A 16,683-nucleotide genomic window follows, 5' to 3' on the forward strand; every position below is an offset into this window, starting at 1 on the left:
GGTAGGTAAGCAACATGGAAGAGAAATGGTTAGTTGGTGTTGACCTTGGTGGTACAACGATTAAATTAGCATTTATTAATGTATACGGTGAAATTTTACATAAGTGGGAAATCCCTACGAATACAGGTGAGCAAGGAAAACATATTACACTTGATGTTGCGAAAGCAATTGATAAAAAGCTAGAAGAATTAGGCGAATTGAAGAGCAAATTAATTGGTATTGGTATGGGAGCTCCTGGTCCTGTACATGTGGCGTCTGGAATGATTTATGAAGCGGTTAATTTAGGATGGAAAAACTATCCGCTAAAAGATTTATTAGAAGTAGAAACAGGATTACCTGTTGTTATTGATAATGATGCAAACTTAGCAGCGCTTGGTGAAATGTGGAAAGGTGCTGGTGAAGGTGCAAAAGATTTAATCTGTATGACACTTGGTACGGGCGTTGGTGGTGGTGTAATCGCCAATGGTGAGATTGTACACGGCGTGAGTGGTGCTGCTGGTGAGATTGGACATATTACAGTCGTTACAGAAAATGCTTTCCCATGTAATTGCGGGAAGTCTGGTTGCTTAGAAACAGTAGCATCTGCGACAGGTATTGTACGTGTTGCTATGCAAAAAATACAAGAGACTAATAAAGAGAGCATGTTGCGTTCTATGTTAGCTGAAGAAGGACGTATTACATCAAAAGATGTCTTTGAAGCACTTGGACAAGGTGATGAATTAGCAGGTGAAGTAGTAGAAAAAGTAGCTTCTTATTTAGGATTAGCTGTAGCGAACCTTTCTAGTACATTGAACCCAGAGAAAATTGTTATTGGTGGAGGCGTGTCTAAAGCTGGAGATGCGTTATTAGAACCAATTCAACGCTATTTCGAGCAATACGCTTTCTCACGTGCTGTAAAGAGCACGAAGTTAGCTATTGCAACACTTGGTAATGATGCAGGTGTTATCGGAGGAGCTTGGCTTGTAAAAAAGCACAAATACGAAGCGAAGATGATATAAGTTGTGAAATATGAAAAGAGGAAGGGGGAACCCTTCCTCTTTTTGTGTAAAATCTCGATGAAGAATAAAGTGTAAACGAATTAAGCTGCTGGTGGATACCCGTTATATAGAACAGTCATGATCGTAAACCATCCGAAAACGAGTACAGTTGCAATTGCAAAGCCGCTCGCGAAAAAGTTTTTTTCACGAAGTGTTCTAAGCGTAGCAAATACAGCTAACAGAGTGACAAGTGTAAAAATAATAACAAGGCCCATACAATATCCTCCTCTGTCTACCCATTTCTTATTATGAGTTTTTGGAATATTTACTCTTTTATATTGTACATGTTTTAAAAATGATTGTCGAGATAGCATCCTTTCTTTTCCTCAGAGAAAGAAATGTTGTATCATTAAAAGTAAGTTTAATAACTGGAGGAGATTTTCATATGAAATGGATACAAATGCCGTTAGGCCCATTACAAACAAATGCTTATATTTTAATGAACGATCAAAAAGAGTGCATTATCTTTGACCCTGGTCATGAAGGTGAAAAGCTCGTTACATATTTACAAGAAAAACAATTAAAACCATTGGCTGTTTTATTAACACATGCTCACTTTGATCATATCGGTGCTGTTGATGCCGTAAGAGACGCTTTTCATATTCCTGTGTACGTACATAAAGAAGAAGCAGATTGGTTAGGAGATGCAACTGTAAACGGCTCTCAAATTTTTATGATGAACCGCAGTATTACAGCAAAACCAGCGGATCATATTATTGATGCAGAAGGTACATTAACAATTGGATCATTTAATTTTGAAATTTTTGAGACACCAGGACATTCTCCAGGAAGTATTTCTTATTATACTAAAGAAGCGAATGCTGTATTTTCAGGAGATGTATTGTTCCAAATGAGCATTGGAAGAACAGATTTGCCTGGTGGAAGTTTTGCTGAATTAATTGGAAGTATTGAAGAGAAATTATTTGTATTACCAGATGAAACAGCGGTGTTATGTGGACATGGTCCAGAAACAAGCATTGGCTTTGAAAAAGAAAATAATCCGTTTTTACAATAAGGAGTCATTATGGGAATGGAGCTCATTTTAAGAGAATGGATGGGGAAAGAAAAGGATTATTCAATTTCATATAGTACGTATATGAACCTTGTATTGTATATGGAGGGTCATGGATATTATATGAAAGAACGTGAAAAGATTGGAAGACAAGGGGATTTTTTTACAAGTAGCAATGTATCCTCTGTTTTTGCAAAAACTTTTGCTAAACTTTTTATTCGTCTTGTTGAAAATGGTGAAGTTGCTTCGAATATTTGTGAGGTTGGTGGGGGAACAGGGAAGTTTGCCTATGATGTTTTACAAGAATGGAAGCAATTATCTCCAAACACCTTTATTAATTTAAACTATTCAATGATTGAAGTGAGCCCTTTTCATAGGAAATTACAGCAGGAGCAACTTGGCTCATTTTCTAATGTATCGTACTATACCTCCTATAGTGAAATGGGAGATTCTTTCGAGGGAATTCTTTTTTCGAATGAGTTGTTTGATGCATTTCCTGTTGAAGTAATTGAGAAAAGAAATGGTATATTGTATGAAGTACGTATTACATATACAGAGGAAGGAAACCTTTCAGAAGTATGTAGGCCGTTAAATAAAAGAATTGGTCGCTATTTATTGAAATATAATATTCATATTGCTGAAGGGCAACGTTTTGAAGTACCAATTGTTATGGAGGAGTATATAAAAGAAATTTCGAAATGGTTTCAAAAAGGTATATGTATTACAGTTGATTACGGATACACAAAAGAAGAATGGATGCATCCAGCACACCGCGAAGGAAGTTTGCGAGGATATTATCAGCATAAGCTAATGCGTAACCCACTAGCGCATCCAGGTGAAATGGATCTTACTACTCATGTTCATTGGGACGAGCTAAAGGAGATGTTTAGTATGCAAGGAATGAGTGCAGTATGGCATAAGAAACAATCTGAGTTCTTGTTAGCTGCAGGAATATTAGAACAGCTTACGAGCCATCAAGATACGAATCCTTTTTCTGAAACGCAAAAACAAAATCGAGCAGTTCGTTCTATGATTTTAAATGGAGGAGTAGGGAGTTCGTTTGATGTTGTTATACATACAAAAGATATGCAACATTTACATTTGGATCAGTATGTAACAATATAAAAAACAAGACACAGTATATACTGTGTCTTGTTTTTTAATACGACTTATGTAGTATTATATATTTCCTCTCATGATATATATTTATATTAAAGATATGAGATAAAAAATATAGAATACGTTCTTTTTCTGCGATTATTAGTCCCTAACCTAATAATACACGAACGAGTTGAATGATTGTTTCATTCTCTACTTTGTAATAAATTTCCAATCCTTTTCTTTCACTAGAAACGATTTTAGCGCTTTTTAATTTTGCTAAATGCTGTGAAATTGTAGATTGTGGCATGTTTAAGCCAGTATACATTGTAGAAACGTTGCTTGGACCGCGCTCGATTAATCCTTTTACGATACATAAACGAACAGGATGAGCTAGCACTTTTAATAATTCTGCATTACTTTCATATAGTTCTAATTCTTTTTGAAAGGTTTCTAACATGTTCTTTTCCACCTCCGTGTGAGCTATTATACCATACTATACATACCAAAAATTTAAAGAAAAGAAAATAGTTGTTGCAGAAAAAAAGTCCTAAAGTAAAGAAATTGTAAGAAAAGAGACCCGGATGTAAATAAAATAGGTAAATTAGCATGTTTTTGTAAAATGACATTTTTGGGTGAAAATTTCGATGCGTTTTAAAAATTGAAAGATATAGATATATTTGTAACACAATTTTATCATGATTTTCTTATTCTTTCAAATGAATATACGAAATTTTTAAAATAATATGACAAAGGAATTATAATGATATATATAGAATATAAAACAGGTTAAAAGAAAAGAAGCTGAATGTCATTCGCTTCTTTATGGTGATAATGAAATATTTGATTACGGCTGATAAATCTTAGGATGATCAAGTCATTAGTCATTTATTCTAAAATTCATCTTTTAGCAACGTTAAAAATCTGTGATTCCATATGTTCTCATAAAAATCAATTGTCTCTTTTGCGGACATAAAAGGATTATTCAACGTAGAGGTTGTTTTCTGTCCCATAAAGTTTTCGTATCCTAGTCCGTGGGCAAACTTAATCGTTGCATCCATACAGTACTCTGTTTGGGCGCCACAAAATTCAATGCGATTTACAGATAATTGATCTAAAATTTCTTTTAAGTTTGTTTTATAAAATGAATTTGCATGTGTTTTTCTTACAAAAAAATCTTGTTCTTGAACATCTAGATCGGTATGAATAGCCCAAAGTTCTTTCTCGGGTACTAAATCATCATCACAATGTTGAACAAAAAGGATTGGTTTATTTAATTTTCTATATGAAGAAATTCTTTTATTTACTTTTGTTAGTAAGTTCTGTAAATCAAATAAATGCTCCTCGCTATAACATACGCCATTTTGTAAATCGATAACGATTAAAATATCTGCACAAGTATCCATTATTTTCACCCCTTTTTATTTCTTAATATATCAATTAATCCATTATTTAGAAATAGATGATATACTTTTATTTTTTATGGACTATAAGAAAAGAAGAAATTCAAATGAATATAACTAAACCGCATAAAAAGAAGATATGAAAACCTAATCTCATATCTTCTTTTTCTCTATGCATTTACAGGTTCTTCTACATAAGAAAGGGCATTTTCAAAATCGGATATTAAATCGTTAACATTTTCAAGACCGACTGATAACCGAAGTAATGAATTAGAGATTCCTCTTTTATCACGAGCTTCTTGCGACAGTGCTGCATGTGACATTTTTGCTGGATAAGAAAGAATTGACTCTACAGCTCCTAAACTAACTGCAAAAACAGGTAATTTTACTTTTGATAAAAATTTGCGGAGTGCATCTTCTGACTGCAAAGTAAACGATAAGACCGCTCCAGCTGATGTTGCTTGAGATTGTTGAATATCAAATCCGAGATGAGTTTGTAATCCCGGATAATAGACATTTTTTACTTTAGAGTGCTCTTGTAAATAATGTGCGATTTTATTGGCATTTTTAGCTGAATGTTCGAGGCGTACATGCAATGTTTTTAGACCGCGAAGTACGAGAGAACAATCTTGAGGTCCTAAAATAGCACCGAATGCATTTTGTAAAAATCCAAGCTTTTGAGCGAGTTCTGAATCTTTTACTACTGCTAATCCGGCAGTAACATCACTATGACCAGCAATAAATTTTGTAGCACTATGAAGAACGACATCAGCTCCAAGTTCAAGTGGTTTTTGGAATAGTGGTGTCAAAAATGTATTATCAACAAAAGTAAGAGCGCCAATAGATTTTGCGAGTTTAGAAACCTCGCGAATATCTGTCACTTTTAAAAGTGGGTTAGAAGGTGTTTCTACATAAAAGAGCTTTGTATCTGGTTTAATGTTTTGTTTTATTTCTTCTAAATTGGTCATATCAACAAATGTATGTGAAACACCGTAACGGGAGAGTACCTCAGTTATCACTCGGTAAGTGCCTCCGTACACATCTTCTGAAATGAGTACGTGATCACCTTGTGAAAGAAGGAGGAATGCAGTGGAAATCGCTGCAATGCCTGATGCAAAGGCGAATCCTTTTGTTCCGCCTTCTAATAAAGCAATGATATCTTCAAGAGCTTCACGAGTTGGATTTCCTGACCTGCTATAGTCATATTTTCCGAACGTATCTACATCAAACTGGTGAAAAGTTGATGTATTATAAATAGGAACGTTCACAGCGCCTGTTTGCGAGTCGTGTTTATATTGGTTGTGTAGTAAGAGTGTATCTATAGAATAGCTCATATTCTTACACCTTCTTTTACGAGTTTAATGGCTTGCTTTAAGTCTTGAATTAAATCGTTACTATTTTCAATGCCAACTGAGAATCGAAGAAGACGATTGCATACGCCGTTTGCTGTTCTAATTTCTTCAGGAATATCAGCATGTGTTTGCGTTGCTGGATAAGTCATTAAACTTTCTACACCACCAAGACTTTCGGCAAATGTAATTAAGGATAAAGATTGTAAGAATGGATTAATCCAAGCTTCATCTTTAAGGCGGAATGAGATCATGCCACCTCTTCCTGGATAAAATACATCTGTCACCCCGTCCTCATCATTTAAATACGCAACAACTGCTTTCGCATTTTCTTCATGTTGCCTCATGCGAAGCGCTAACGTTTTCATACCGCGAATTAATAACCATGAGTCAAATGGGCTTAAAACTGCACCTGATGCATTATGATAATGAGCGATTTCCTCGCAAAGTTCCTTTCCTTTTGCAACGACAAGCCCGCTTAGTACATCGTTATGTCCCCCTAAATATTTCGTTGCGCTATGAAGTACAATGTCAGCACCTTCTGTTAATGGTTGCTGTATATAAGGTGTGTAGAAAGTGTTGTCTACAATAAGAAGTAGTCCGTTCCTTTTCGCTACAGTTGCGACAGCAGCAATATCAGTAACTTGCATTAATGGATTAGTTGGAGTTTCTATGAAAATAGCCTTCGTTTCAGTTGTGATAGCTTGCTCAATTTGTTTAATAGACTGTGTATTTACGTATCTACATCGAACATTCCACTTTTTTTCATGCTCAGAAAATAATCGATACGTTCCCCCGTATAAATCTTCAGATACAATAAGTTCGTCTCCAGAGCGGAATAGAGAAAGGACGAGGAGAACAGCCGCCATCCCTGAACTACAGGCATAACCTTGTTCGCCATATTCTAAGTCTGCAATCGCCTGTTCTAAAAGACCGCGAGTTGGATTGCCAGTTCGTGAATAGTCAAAGCCAGTAGATTTACCAATTCCTTCGTGACGATAAGCGGTTGAGAAATAAACTGGTGGATTAACCGTTCCAGTTGTAGTTTCACTGCGATTTCCGATTTGTGCTAGTTTTGTTTCGATTGTTGACATGTGAAAATTCCTCCTTTTTAAATTGAAACATTAAGTGAATATAAAATAAAAAAAGCCTTCTAAGAAGAAGGCTTTCGGTTTGAATAGAGTCTTCTTCTCATCTGTCAAATCTTTCACAATTTGCTGGAATTAGCACCTTATTAACAAAATGTTAATGGTTGCTGAGGCGTCACAGGGCCAGTCCCTCTACCTCTCTAGATAAGAATGTTCGTATGAAATTTTTATTATGTTTTTAACTTTACAATAAAATATAACTGAATTGCAACTTTATTTTAAATAATTTTTATTTTTCCGCAAGTGTCATTGACTTTTACTTTTGTGCATGCTAAATTTATTAAAAAATTAACAAACATTGTTAAAAGGGGAACGCATTTCCTTTTAGCTACATAAATAAAATAATAAAGACAACTCTTATTGAGAGCGGTGGAGGGAAAGGCCCTGTGAAACCCGGCAACCTTCAAACGAAATGTTTGAAACGGTGCTAATACCTGCAAAACGAATGTTTTGCATAATAAGAGGAGGAACGATTATGTCCCCCTCTTCAAAGTGAAGAGGGGGTTTTTATATTGATAGAAATGAGGGAGAGTCGTGAAATTACTAGATTTATTATCAAAAGGAATTGTAATAGGTGATGGTGCGGTTGGGACGTTATTGCATTCACATGGTTTGCAAAGTAGCTTTGAAGAATTGAATGTATCTGATCCAGACTTAATTATATCGATTCATAAACAATATGTAGCTGCTGGAGCAGATGTAATTCAAACGAATACGTATGGAGCAAATGAGGCGAAATTACGTATGTATGGTTTAGAAAATCAAGTTACAGAAATTAATAGAGCGGCAGTAAAACTGGCGAAAGCATCTGTGACAGATAAAAATGCAATTTTAGGAACAATTGGTGGTATGAAACATATCGGAGCTGTTACAACGACTGATATGGAAAGAGAGTTTATGTTACTTGAACAGGCAGGGGCTTTACTAGAAGAACAGGTTGATGGATTACTATTAGAAACTTTTTACGATGAATTTGAATTACTTCATGCCGTTAAAGTATTGCGTAAGCAAACGAATATTCCAATTGTTGCGCAATTAGCGTTACATGAAGCAGGTACGACTCAAAATGGAAATGATGTCAATGAAATATTAAAGCAACTTATAGATTACGGTGCAAATGTTGTTGGGTTGAATTGTCAACTAGGGCCGCTTCATATGACGGAAGCTTTCAAAATGATATCGATTCCTCAAAATGGCTATTTATCAGCATACCCAAATGCAGGCCTCCCGAATTATGTGGATGGACGTTACGTATATGAGGGAAGCCCAGCTTATTTTGAAGCGATGACACCGAGATTTATTGAGCAAGGTATTCGGTTATTGGGTGGTTGTTGTGGTACGACTCCAGAACATATTCAAAGTATGAAGCGCGCTGTTGCGAATATTACCCCTGTAATAGAAAAAGACACGATTCAAAGGCCGAAAGTCGTTCATACGCATGAGAAACGTTCGAAGGCTCACGTCACTCTAGCAGAGAAAGCGAAAAAACAAACGACAGTTGTAGTGGAATTAGATCCACCGAAAACGTTAGATACACAGCGTTTTTTTGAAGGAGCAAGAGCGTTAAAAAGAGCGGGAGCAGATGCTATTACTCTAGCAGATAATTCATTAGCATCGCCTCGTGTTTCTAATATGGCGATGGGTGCGTTATTAACGAAGCATGATATCCCAGTATTGACGCATTTAACGTGTAGAGATCATAACGTCATTGGACTACAATCTCATTTGTTAGGTTTATCGGCGTTAGGGATGGAAGAAGTGTTAGCTTTAACTGGTGATCCAGCGCGCGTTGGTGATTTTCCCGGTGCCACTTCTGTATATGATTTATCCTCTATTGAGCTTATTAAAATGATTAAAGAAATGAACGATGGACGTTCAATTTTAGGGAAATCAATTGGACCGGCGACAAGGTTTTCTGTAGGCGGCGCATTTAATCCTCACGTGAGGCACTTAAAAGCAGCGGTTAAGCGAATGGAACGAAAAATAGATGCTGGAGCGGAGTATTTTTTAACTCAGCCAATTTACGATATCAAGTTAATTGAAGAAGTGTATGAAGCGACAAAGCATTTGGAACAACCTATTTTTATTGGAATTATGCCGTTAGTAAGTAAGCGGAATGCAGATTTTCTTCATTTTGAGGTGCCGGGTATTACTCTTCCTGAAGAAATAAGAGAGAGAATGGATGGACATGAAACGAAAGAGGCAGCAATTGAGGAAGGGATCCGCATTTCACAAGAATTGGTCGACGCAGCGATGCAATATTTTAATGGTATTTATCTTATTACACCATTTTTAAAGTATGAAATTACAGAACATCTTGTTAAATATGTAAGAGAAAAGCAAGAAGTGAAAGAAGGTATTAATTGATGAAGTGTATAGAAGAAAAATTAAAAAATAGCATTTTAATATTAGATGGTGCAATGGGGACAATGATTCAGCAAGAGGATTTAACTGCTGAAGATTTCGGAGGAGAAGAGTACGAGGGCTGTAATGAATATTTAGTGGAAACAAGACCAGACGTTATTTTAAAGATTCATAAAGCTTATATTGAAGCTGGAGCGGATATTATTGAAACAAATACATTTGGGGCAACGAATATTGTACTAAGTGATTATGATCTGTCTCATTTAGATGAAGAACTAAATGAAAAGGCAGCACTTTTGGCGAAGCAAGCTGTTAAAGAAAGCGGGAAGGAAGTATATGTTGCGGGAGCGATGGGACCAACAACGAAAGCAATTAGTGTTACAGGTGGTGTGACTTTTGAAGAATTGATTGAGGCTTATACAAGGCAGGCACGAGGATTATTAAAAGGAGCAGTTGATGTATTACTCGTTGAGACGAGTCAAGATATGCGTAACGTGAAAGCAGCTTATATTGGAATTCAAGCCGCTTTTGAAGAACTGAAAAAAACGGTTCCTATTATGATTTCAGGAACGATTGAGCCAATGGGAACGACTCTGGCTGGGCAAACAATTGAAGCTTTTTATTTATCAGTAGAACATATGAAACCATTATCTGTTGGGTTAAACTGTGCGACTGGTCCGGAGTTTATGAGGGACCATATTCGTTCACTATCTGATTTATCGGAGTGTTACATTTCTTGTTATCCAAATGCAGGTCTTCCTGATGAAGATGGACATTACCATGAATCTCCATCTTCTCTTGCTGAAAAGGTGAAGCGATTTGCTGAAGAAGGATGGGTTAATATTATTGGTGGTTGTTGTGGCACGACACCAGAACATATAAAAGCAATGAAATCCGCGCTAGCATCTCTTAGGCCTCGTGACCATCATGAGAGAGAAGGACATGGAATTAGTGGATTAGAAGCACTGCAATATGATGAGTCTATGAGACCGTTATTTGTAGGTGAAAGAACGAATGTTATTGGGTCACGTAAATTTAAACGCTTAGTAGCAGAAGGGAAATTTGAAGAGGCTGCTGAAGTGGCAAGAGCGCAAGTGAAGAAAAATGCTCATATTATTGACATTTGTATGGCAGATCCTGATCGCGATGAAATAGAAGATATGGAAAACTTCTTAGCAGAAGTTACGAAAGTTTTAAAAGTACCGATTATGATTGATTCAACAGATGAAAATGTGATGGAGCGAGCTCTTACTTATATTCAAGGAAAAGCTGTTATTAATTCAATTAATTTAGAAGATGGAGAAGAACGATTTAAAAAAGTGACACCGCTTCTTCAGAAGTATGGTGCCGCTATAGTTGTAGGAACAATTGATGAAGACGGTATGGCGGTTAGTGCGGAACGAAAGATAGAAATTGCGAAAAGAAGCTATGAATTACTTACAAAGAAGTATGGGATACGCCCGTCAGATATTATTTTTGATGCACTTGTGTTTCCAGTAGGGACAGGTGATGAAGAATATATTGGCTCAGCGGCAGCGACTATAGAAGGAATTCGCCTTATTAAAGAAGCGTTACCAGAGTGTTTAACGATTTTAGGTGTAAGTAACATATCATTTGGTTTACCACCGGCTGGACGTGAAGTATTAAATTCAGTTTTTTTATACCATGCTACGAAAGCAGGATTAGATTACGCGATTGTGAATACGGAAAAATTAGAACGCTATGCGTCGATTCCAGAGGAAGAAAAACGCCTTGCAGATGCCTTACTGTTTGAAACGACGAAAGAGACGTTAGAAGAATTTACAAACTTTTACCGAGTTGCTAAAAAGAAAGATGTCGTTGTGCAAGAAACGTTAACGCTTGATGAAAGACTAGCAAATTATATTGTAGAAGGTACGAAACAAGGATTACACGAGGATTTAAGTCTTGCACTTGAAGAAGGAAGAAAACCTCTTGATATTATTAACGGTCCGCTTATGACAGGGATGGACGAGGTAGGACGACTATTTAATAATAATGAACTTATTGTTGCTGAAGTATTGCAAAGTGCCGAAAGTATGAAAGCCGCTGTAAGCTATTTAGAGCCACATATGGAATCTAGTGATAGTGCGAAAAAAGGGAAAGTATTGTTAGCAACTGTAAAAGGTGACGTGCATGATATTGGGAAAAATCTCGTTGAAATTATTTTAGCGAATAACGGATATGAGATTATTAATTTAGGAATTAATGTACGTTCGGATCGAATTGTTCAAGAAGTACAAGAAAAGAAGCCGGACATTATAGGCCTTTCAGGTTTATTAGTAAAATCAGCGCAACAAATGGTAACGACTGCTGAAGATTTAAAAGCGGCAAATATTGATGTGCCCATTGTTGTAGGTGGTGCAGCGTTAACGAGAAAGTTTACAGATAATCGGATTTCACCATCATATAAAGGACTCGTTTGTTATGCGAGTGATGCGATGACGGGGCTCGATATTATTAATAAGCTTCAAAAAGAAGAAGAGCGTGAGAAGATGAAGCAGGATAAAAAAGAACGTCATCTTCATATCGTAAAAAAAGAGGAGAAGAAAGTAGAAATTCCAGCAGTAATTGAGCCATTACCAAAATCAGAGGTTATGGTGCCTGATTCAACAAAACGAATTGTATTACGAGATGTTCCCGCCCTTCATCTCGCACCATTTCTGAATAGACAAATGCTACTTGGGCATCACCTTGGATTAAAAGGAAATGTGAAGAAGCTTTTGAAAGAGGGAGATAAGAGAGCACATGAATTAAATGATTTAATAGATGAATTATTGCAGGAAGGACAATCTTGGTTAAAGCCGAAAGCAGTGTATCAATTTTTCCCAGCGCAAAGCGACGGACAAAACATTGTAATATATGATCCAGAAGATCATACGCGTGTTATAGAGCGTTTCACATTCCCTAGACAAGGAAAGGCTCCCTATCGTACTTTAGGTGATTATTTGCGCCCAATAGGAGATGAGATGGACTATGTTGCTTTCTTATCTGTTACGGTTGGGGAAGGAGTTCGGGATATTGCTGAAGAGTTGAAGGCGAAAGGTGATTACCTACGTAGTCATGCCATTCAATCGTTAGCGCTTGAATTAGCGGAAGGACTTGCTGAAAAAACACATATGCTCATTCGTGACCGCTGGGGCATTCCGGACTCACCTGAACTGACGATGGAAGAACGTTTCCGTACGAAATATAGAGGAATACGAGTGTCATTTGGTTATCCGGCGTGTCCAGAACTTGCAGATCAAGAAAAGCTATTTCGCTTAATTCATCCAGAGGAAATAGGTATTTCATTAACAGAAGGATTCATGATGGAGCCAGAAGCGTCCGTAACGGCTATGGTATTTTCTCACCCTGAGGCAAGATATTTTAGTGTATTATAGTCTAGAAGGGGGAGACGTATGAAGAAAATAGTCTTTACAGGTGGCGGTTCGGCAGGACATGTAACACCTAATTTAGCCATTATCCCATATTTACAGGAAGACAACTGGGATATCTCTTATATTGGTTCTCACAAAGGTATTGAGAAAACGATTATAGAAAAGGAAGGCATTCCCTACTATAGTATTTCGAGTGGAAAGCTACGTCGTTATTTTGATTTAAAAAATATAAAAGATCCTTTTCTTGTAATGAAGGGGGTTATGGATGCGTATGTAAGAATTCGAAAACTAAAACCAGATGTGATTTTTTCAAAAGGCGGTTTCGTATCTGTACCAGTCGTAATTGGCGGATGGCTAAATAGAGTACCAGTTTTATTACATGAATCTGATATGACGCCAGGACTAGCAAACAAAATTGCGCTTCGTTTTGCTTCGAAAATATTTGTTACATTTGAAGAAGCTGCGAAACATTTACCGAAAGAAAAAGTAATTTATACAGGATCTCCTGTACGTGAAGAAGTACTAAAGGGAAATCGTGAAAAAGGTTTAGCATTTTTAGGCTTTTCACGTAAAAAGCCAGTTATTACAATCATGGGAGGAAGTTTGGGCGCAAAAAAAATTAATGAAACGGTTCGATCCGCGTTACCAGAACTTCTGAAAAAATATCAAATTGTTCACCTTTGCGGAAAAGGTAACCTTGATGAAAGTTTACAAAATAAAGAAGGATATAGACAATTTGAATATGTACATGGAGAACTGCCAGATATATTAGCGGTAACAGATTTTGTTATTTCACGCGCGGGCTCCAACGCAATTTTTGAATTTTTAACATTACAAAAGCCGATGGTTTTAATTCCATTATCGAAATTTGCAAGCCGTGGAGATCAAATATTAAATGCAGAGTCCTTTGAAAGACAAGGATATGCTTCCGTATTATATGAAGAAGATGTAAATGTAAAATCTCTTATAAAGTATGTCGAAGAATTAAGTCAAAATAATGAGAAGTATAAAACAGCACTAAAAAAATATAATGGAAAAGAAGCAATTAAAACAATCATTCAAAATATTTCAGAGGCATGATGAAACAATCATGCCTCTTTTAGTAGGGTGAAAGATTCCAAGAATTGATATTTTTATGTTACAATAAAGTGAAACTTTAATCAGTTGGGTGCATCCCACATCTAACTTCTTTACTGTTACTGAATTTTGAGGAGGGAGTCTTACTGCCCTCAAATAGCGGGATAACAAATGGGTTAATAGGGAAATTCCAATTAATGAGGCGTGAAAATACGAATGGATTAGGAGTGACTGTGTTGGAGCTAAGTCTCTATGAAAATACTGCACTTATTATATGCTTTGTGTTGTACGTTGGTAGTGTTATTGTTTATATTTCAAGGAAATTTTCGCAAGAAAGAGAGCTTGAAAAGTCAGAGATAACAGCTGAACTAGAAATGTTAGCTGATGAAAGTTATAAAAAACAAAAAATAAAAGAAGACCATGAAGCATCCCATCATTTAAACGCAAATAAGTTTTAAAGATGGGGATTTTTTTTGAAGTTGTTCTTTATTGTAGCTATAACAAATAACGCTAAAAAGGAGTTTCCCCATACATAATGAAGGAGTGTATATAAATGAATTTTTATATCGCCTCAGGTTTCCAAAATAAACATCTTGTACGTTCCGTAGCAAATGAACTGAAACATGCAGGATGGCACCATACATATGATTGGACCAAAAATGAAAGAGCAGCGAATGAAGAACAATTAAGAGAAATTGGTCAGGCAGAACAAAATGCTGTAAAAGAAGCGGATGTATTTTTACTTATATTAGATGGCGGAAACGGGAGCCATACAGAGTTTGGAATGGCGATTGCACTAGAGAAAACGATATATGTATATCATGCAGGAAACCCGCTCCAAACAACGTTCTATCACTTGCCAGAAATAAATATTTTTGAAGGAGATGTAGCTGAGTTTGCATCTTATGTTATAAATCATGTGAAATAATAGTAACTACCTAAAAGGTTATAAAAGTGATCTTTTGGGTACAGTGATGATAAGAAACGTATATAAAGGAGTACATAATATGAAATTAGAAAATGGATGGGAAACGAGCTTTTTAGAAGTCGTACAAAATAGTGAATTTAAGAAAGAGGCACTTCTTAGTCAATTGCTTTGTCAGGATAGTGAAGAAGTAGAAGAGCTTGTGGATGATTACGGCTACGAAGAACTTGTTGAACGTGAACATGATGATGAGTTAGCTGAAATCTTAGGAGAAGAACTTTTTAGTGAGATGGAACGCCAAGTATTCTTATCTTCAAACCCAGAAGAAAAATTGATTTCATTCGTCAATGGATTAGGTTTTCATGTGTTAGATTGGATCGTTCTTCTTGAAACAGAATTTGATATTGATAGTGCAAACTTTACATCAGATGCTGTGAAGGTGTTAGAAAAGCGTTTCAGACAGTTTCCATACATAGAGGACAAGACAATTTTTGATATGACATTTGGAGAATCGATGGATGTATTAGAATCTGTTACAGGATTACAACTAAAGGAAAAGATGAACGTATAATGAAAAAAGAACGTGATTGGATCACGTTCTTTTTTTACATAATAATAATTTTATCATCTAGTTTTGTCTGCCCGGTAAGAAGTGCGTTTAAATATTCCACTTTTCTTATACAAGCTTGTATATGTCTTTCAATCTCTTGTAACTCTGCTTGGTGATGCGTTTCAATTGGATGAATTTGTACGTTGAATTTTTCAAATTGACTACTATATGTTATTTCTGCATAGCCGCTCATAATATCGGTTTCGTTATGAAATAAAAATTGCTTCGTTTTGTCACAGAATGATACATCCTGAAAGCCATATACTTTTAATGCTTCAATTACTTTTTTAATCATTTTTGTATTCATTTTTTAACCCTCTTTACGAAGTTCTACTTATATATTATAACATAAAAAATTACATAGAAAGCGCTTCCAAGTGTATTTTATTATAAACTTTACGTTTCAATCACAAAAATGAAACAAAGAAAAAATAATTGTAAAGAAGGAAGGACTCTTTTATTGTTTCGTCATATATATAGAGAAATAGTGCAATGAAAGGAAATTTTCCGAGGTGGAGATCGTATTTCCAATTTGAGCGCAGTAAAAGAGGTGAGAATTTTGAACTTTGATATTGTAGGACAAAAAGCATATATAAAAGATGGACCGCATCGGAACCGAATTGGAATTGTAAAGAAAAACGAGACAAAATTAGCATCGCAGTTTGCTATTGTAATTGGAGAACAAGTCATTGATGTAGAGCTAAAGGATATCGTGTTAGTTGGAGTAGACGTAGGACAATTTCATAAATGGTGCGAACAAAATGGTTATTTGTGAAAAGGACGGGCTGTGAGATAATGAAATATATTTGAGGAAAGAGGATATGTTAGTGTATTCTCTTTTTCTATGTTTAAGGAGGCGAAAATGAAATATAAAGAACAGGAGTTTACGTTGGAGTTAAAAGAGAACATTCAATGTATGGAGAAGGAAATAGAGCGAATATCACTTAAACTGCATAAAGAGTATTCACGTTTATACATAGAAAACCACATGGAATTAGATATGGGATTTGCAAGGGAAAAAGAGAATCCCTTTGAGGTGGGTTATTATTCATCAGTTGCTATAGCTATATTAGATGAAGAAAAAGAGATGATTGGATTTCACAATATTCCAATTTGGAAATGTGAAAGAATCTTTTTAGGAATGCCAATTCAATCAAACATTTTGGGGAGTAAGAAAGTAGGGGAACTCGCTGATGAATCTTGTTATGAGATTGAGGAAGAGTTAAAAGAGCAACTAGAAGAATACTTGGAGTGATAATTCT

The 16,683-nt window shown here is 35.9% G+C and carries 17 protein-coding genes and 2 riboswitches; of the genes, 11 read left to right on the forward strand and 6 right to left on the reverse strand.

What is annotated here, in order from left to right; genetic code table 11:
- Positions 1-14: 14 nt before the first annotated feature.
- Positions 15-998 (forward strand): glucokinase, encoded by a 984-nt coding sequence (gene glcK / locus DN404_RS13095; protein ID WP_000391701.1) that lies wholly within the window; start codon positions 15-17, stop codon positions 996-998.
- Positions 999-1,078: 80 nt separating this feature from the next.
- On the opposite strand, the gene DN404_RS13100 is transcribed toward glcK, so the two are convergent.
- On the reverse strand, positions 1,079-1,252 hold the full coding sequence (locus tag DN404_RS13100; protein ID WP_000524852.1) for a DUF2759 domain-containing protein: 174 nt from the start codon (positions 1,250-1,252) through the stop codon (positions 1,079-1,081).
- 170 nt (positions 1,253-1,422) lie between these two features.
- Here DN404_RS13100 and DN404_RS13105 point away from each other — a divergent pair, with 170 nt between their 5' ends.
- Both DN404_RS13105 and DN404_RS13110 read left to right on the forward strand, forming a co-directional pair.
- Complete coding sequence (locus DN404_RS13105; RefSeq protein ID WP_000871236.1) at positions 1,423-2,052, forward strand: MBL fold metallo-hydrolase; 630 nt, start codon at positions 1,423-1,425, stop codon at positions 2,050-2,052.
- Between the two features lie 9 nt (positions 2,053-2,061).
- Positions 2,062-3,174, forward strand: coding sequence for a class I SAM-dependent methyltransferase (locus tag DN404_RS13110; protein ID WP_149215124.1), 1,113 nt, complete (start codon positions 2,062-2,064; stop codon positions 3,172-3,174).
- A 142-nt stretch (positions 3,175-3,316) separates the two neighbouring features.
- Here the strand turns inward: DN404_RS13110 and DN404_RS13115 are convergent, their stop codons facing one another.
- The 4 genes from DN404_RS13115 to metI form a co-directional block, all read right to left on the reverse strand.
- Entirely contained in the window at positions 3,317-3,607 is a 291-nt protein-coding gene (locus DN404_RS13115; RefSeq protein WP_000894377.1) for an ArsR/SmtB family transcription factor, read from the reverse strand.
- Positions 3,608-4,040: 433 nt separating this feature from the next.
- Positions 4,041-4,553, reverse strand: a complete 513-nt coding sequence (locus DN404_RS13120) for a cysteine hydrolase family protein (protein ID WP_000379157.1) — start codon at positions 4,551-4,553, stop codon at positions 4,041-4,043.
- A 167-nt stretch (positions 4,554-4,720) separates the two neighbouring features.
- Entirely contained in the window at positions 4,721-5,884 is a 1,164-nt protein-coding gene (gene metC, locus DN404_RS13125; protein WP_149215125.1) for a cystathionine beta-lyase, read from the reverse strand.
- Positions 5,881-6,993 carry a cystathionine gamma-synthase/O-acetylhomoserine thiolyase gene (metI, locus tag DN404_RS13130; protein ID WP_000103897.1) on the reverse strand — a complete coding sequence of 371 codons (1,113 nt, stop codon included), beginning with the start codon at positions 6,991-6,993 and terminating at the stop codon, positions 5,881-5,883. Before metI ends, metC begins: the two co-directional genes overlap by 4 nt.
- 94 nt (positions 6,994-7,087) lie before the next feature.
- A riboswitch (SAM riboswitch) is annotated at positions 7,088-7,198 on the reverse strand.
- A gap of 203 nt (positions 7,199-7,401) precedes the next feature.
- A riboswitch (SAM riboswitch) is annotated at positions 7,402-7,511 on the forward strand.
- Positions 7,512-7,581: 70 nt separating this feature from the next.
- Here metI and DN404_RS13135 point away from each other — a divergent pair.
- The 6 genes from DN404_RS13135 (at position 7,582) to DN404_RS13160 (ending at position 15,382) form a co-directional block, all read left to right on the forward strand.
- On the forward strand, positions 7,582-9,414 hold the full coding sequence (locus DN404_RS13135; RefSeq protein WP_025709779.1) for a bifunctional homocysteine S-methyltransferase/methylenetetrahydrofolate reductase: 1,833 nt from the start codon (positions 7,582-7,584) through the stop codon (positions 9,412-9,414).
- Positions 9,414-12,812 (forward strand): methionine synthase, encoded by a 3,399-nt coding sequence (gene metH, locus DN404_RS13140; RefSeq protein WP_025709780.1) that lies wholly within the window; start codon positions 9,414-9,416, stop codon positions 12,810-12,812. The genes DN404_RS13135 and metH overlap by 1 nt, the downstream gene beginning before the upstream one ends.
- An 18-nt stretch (positions 12,813-12,830) precedes the next feature.
- Entirely contained in the window at positions 12,831-13,889 is a 1,059-nt protein-coding gene (gene murG / locus DN404_RS13145; protein WP_149215126.1) for an undecaprenyldiphospho-muramoylpentapeptide beta-N-acetylglucosaminyltransferase, read from the forward strand.
- 194 nt (positions 13,890-14,083) lie between these two features.
- Complete coding sequence (locus DN404_RS13150) at positions 14,084-14,344, forward strand: DUF3966 domain-containing protein (RefSeq protein ID WP_001250699.1); 261 nt, start codon at positions 14,084-14,086, stop codon at positions 14,342-14,344.
- A gap of 95 nt (positions 14,345-14,439) precedes the next feature.
- The gene (locus DN404_RS13155; protein ID WP_001012344.1) at positions 14,440-14,814 is read left to right on the forward strand and encodes a nucleoside 2-deoxyribosyltransferase; all 375 of its coding nucleotides are present in this window, start codon (positions 14,440-14,442) and stop codon (positions 14,812-14,814) included.
- 79 nt (positions 14,815-14,893) lie between these two features.
- Positions 14,894-15,382: a hypothetical protein gene (locus DN404_RS13160; RefSeq protein WP_149215127.1), complete on the forward strand. Its 489-nt coding sequence runs from the start codon at positions 14,894-14,896 to the stop codon at positions 15,380-15,382.
- Between the two features lie 34 nt (positions 15,383-15,416).
- On the opposite strand, the gene DN404_RS13165 is transcribed toward DN404_RS13160, so the two are convergent.
- Positions 15,417-15,728, reverse strand: a complete 312-nt coding sequence (locus tag DN404_RS13165; protein WP_001093237.1) for a hypothetical protein — start codon at positions 15,726-15,728, stop codon at positions 15,417-15,419.
- Between the two features lie 252 nt (positions 15,729-15,980).
- On the opposite strand from DN404_RS13165, the gene DN404_RS13170 reads away from it, so the two are divergent.
- On the forward strand, positions 15,981-16,196 hold the full coding sequence (locus DN404_RS13170; RefSeq protein WP_001008327.1) for a DUF3912 family protein: 216 nt from the start codon (positions 15,981-15,983) through the stop codon (positions 16,194-16,196).
- An 87-nt stretch (positions 16,197-16,283) separates the two neighbouring features.
- On the forward strand, positions 16,284-16,676 hold the full coding sequence (locus DN404_RS13175; protein WP_000875399.1) for a hypothetical protein: 393 nt from the start codon (positions 16,284-16,286) through the stop codon (positions 16,674-16,676).
- Positions 16,677-16,683 lie beyond the last annotated feature (7 nt).

It is taken from the genome of Bacillus sp. TE8-1 (assembly GCF_008368855.1).
Lineage (GTDB): Bacteria > Bacillota > Bacilli > Bacillales > Bacillaceae_G > Bacillus_A > Bacillus_A cereus.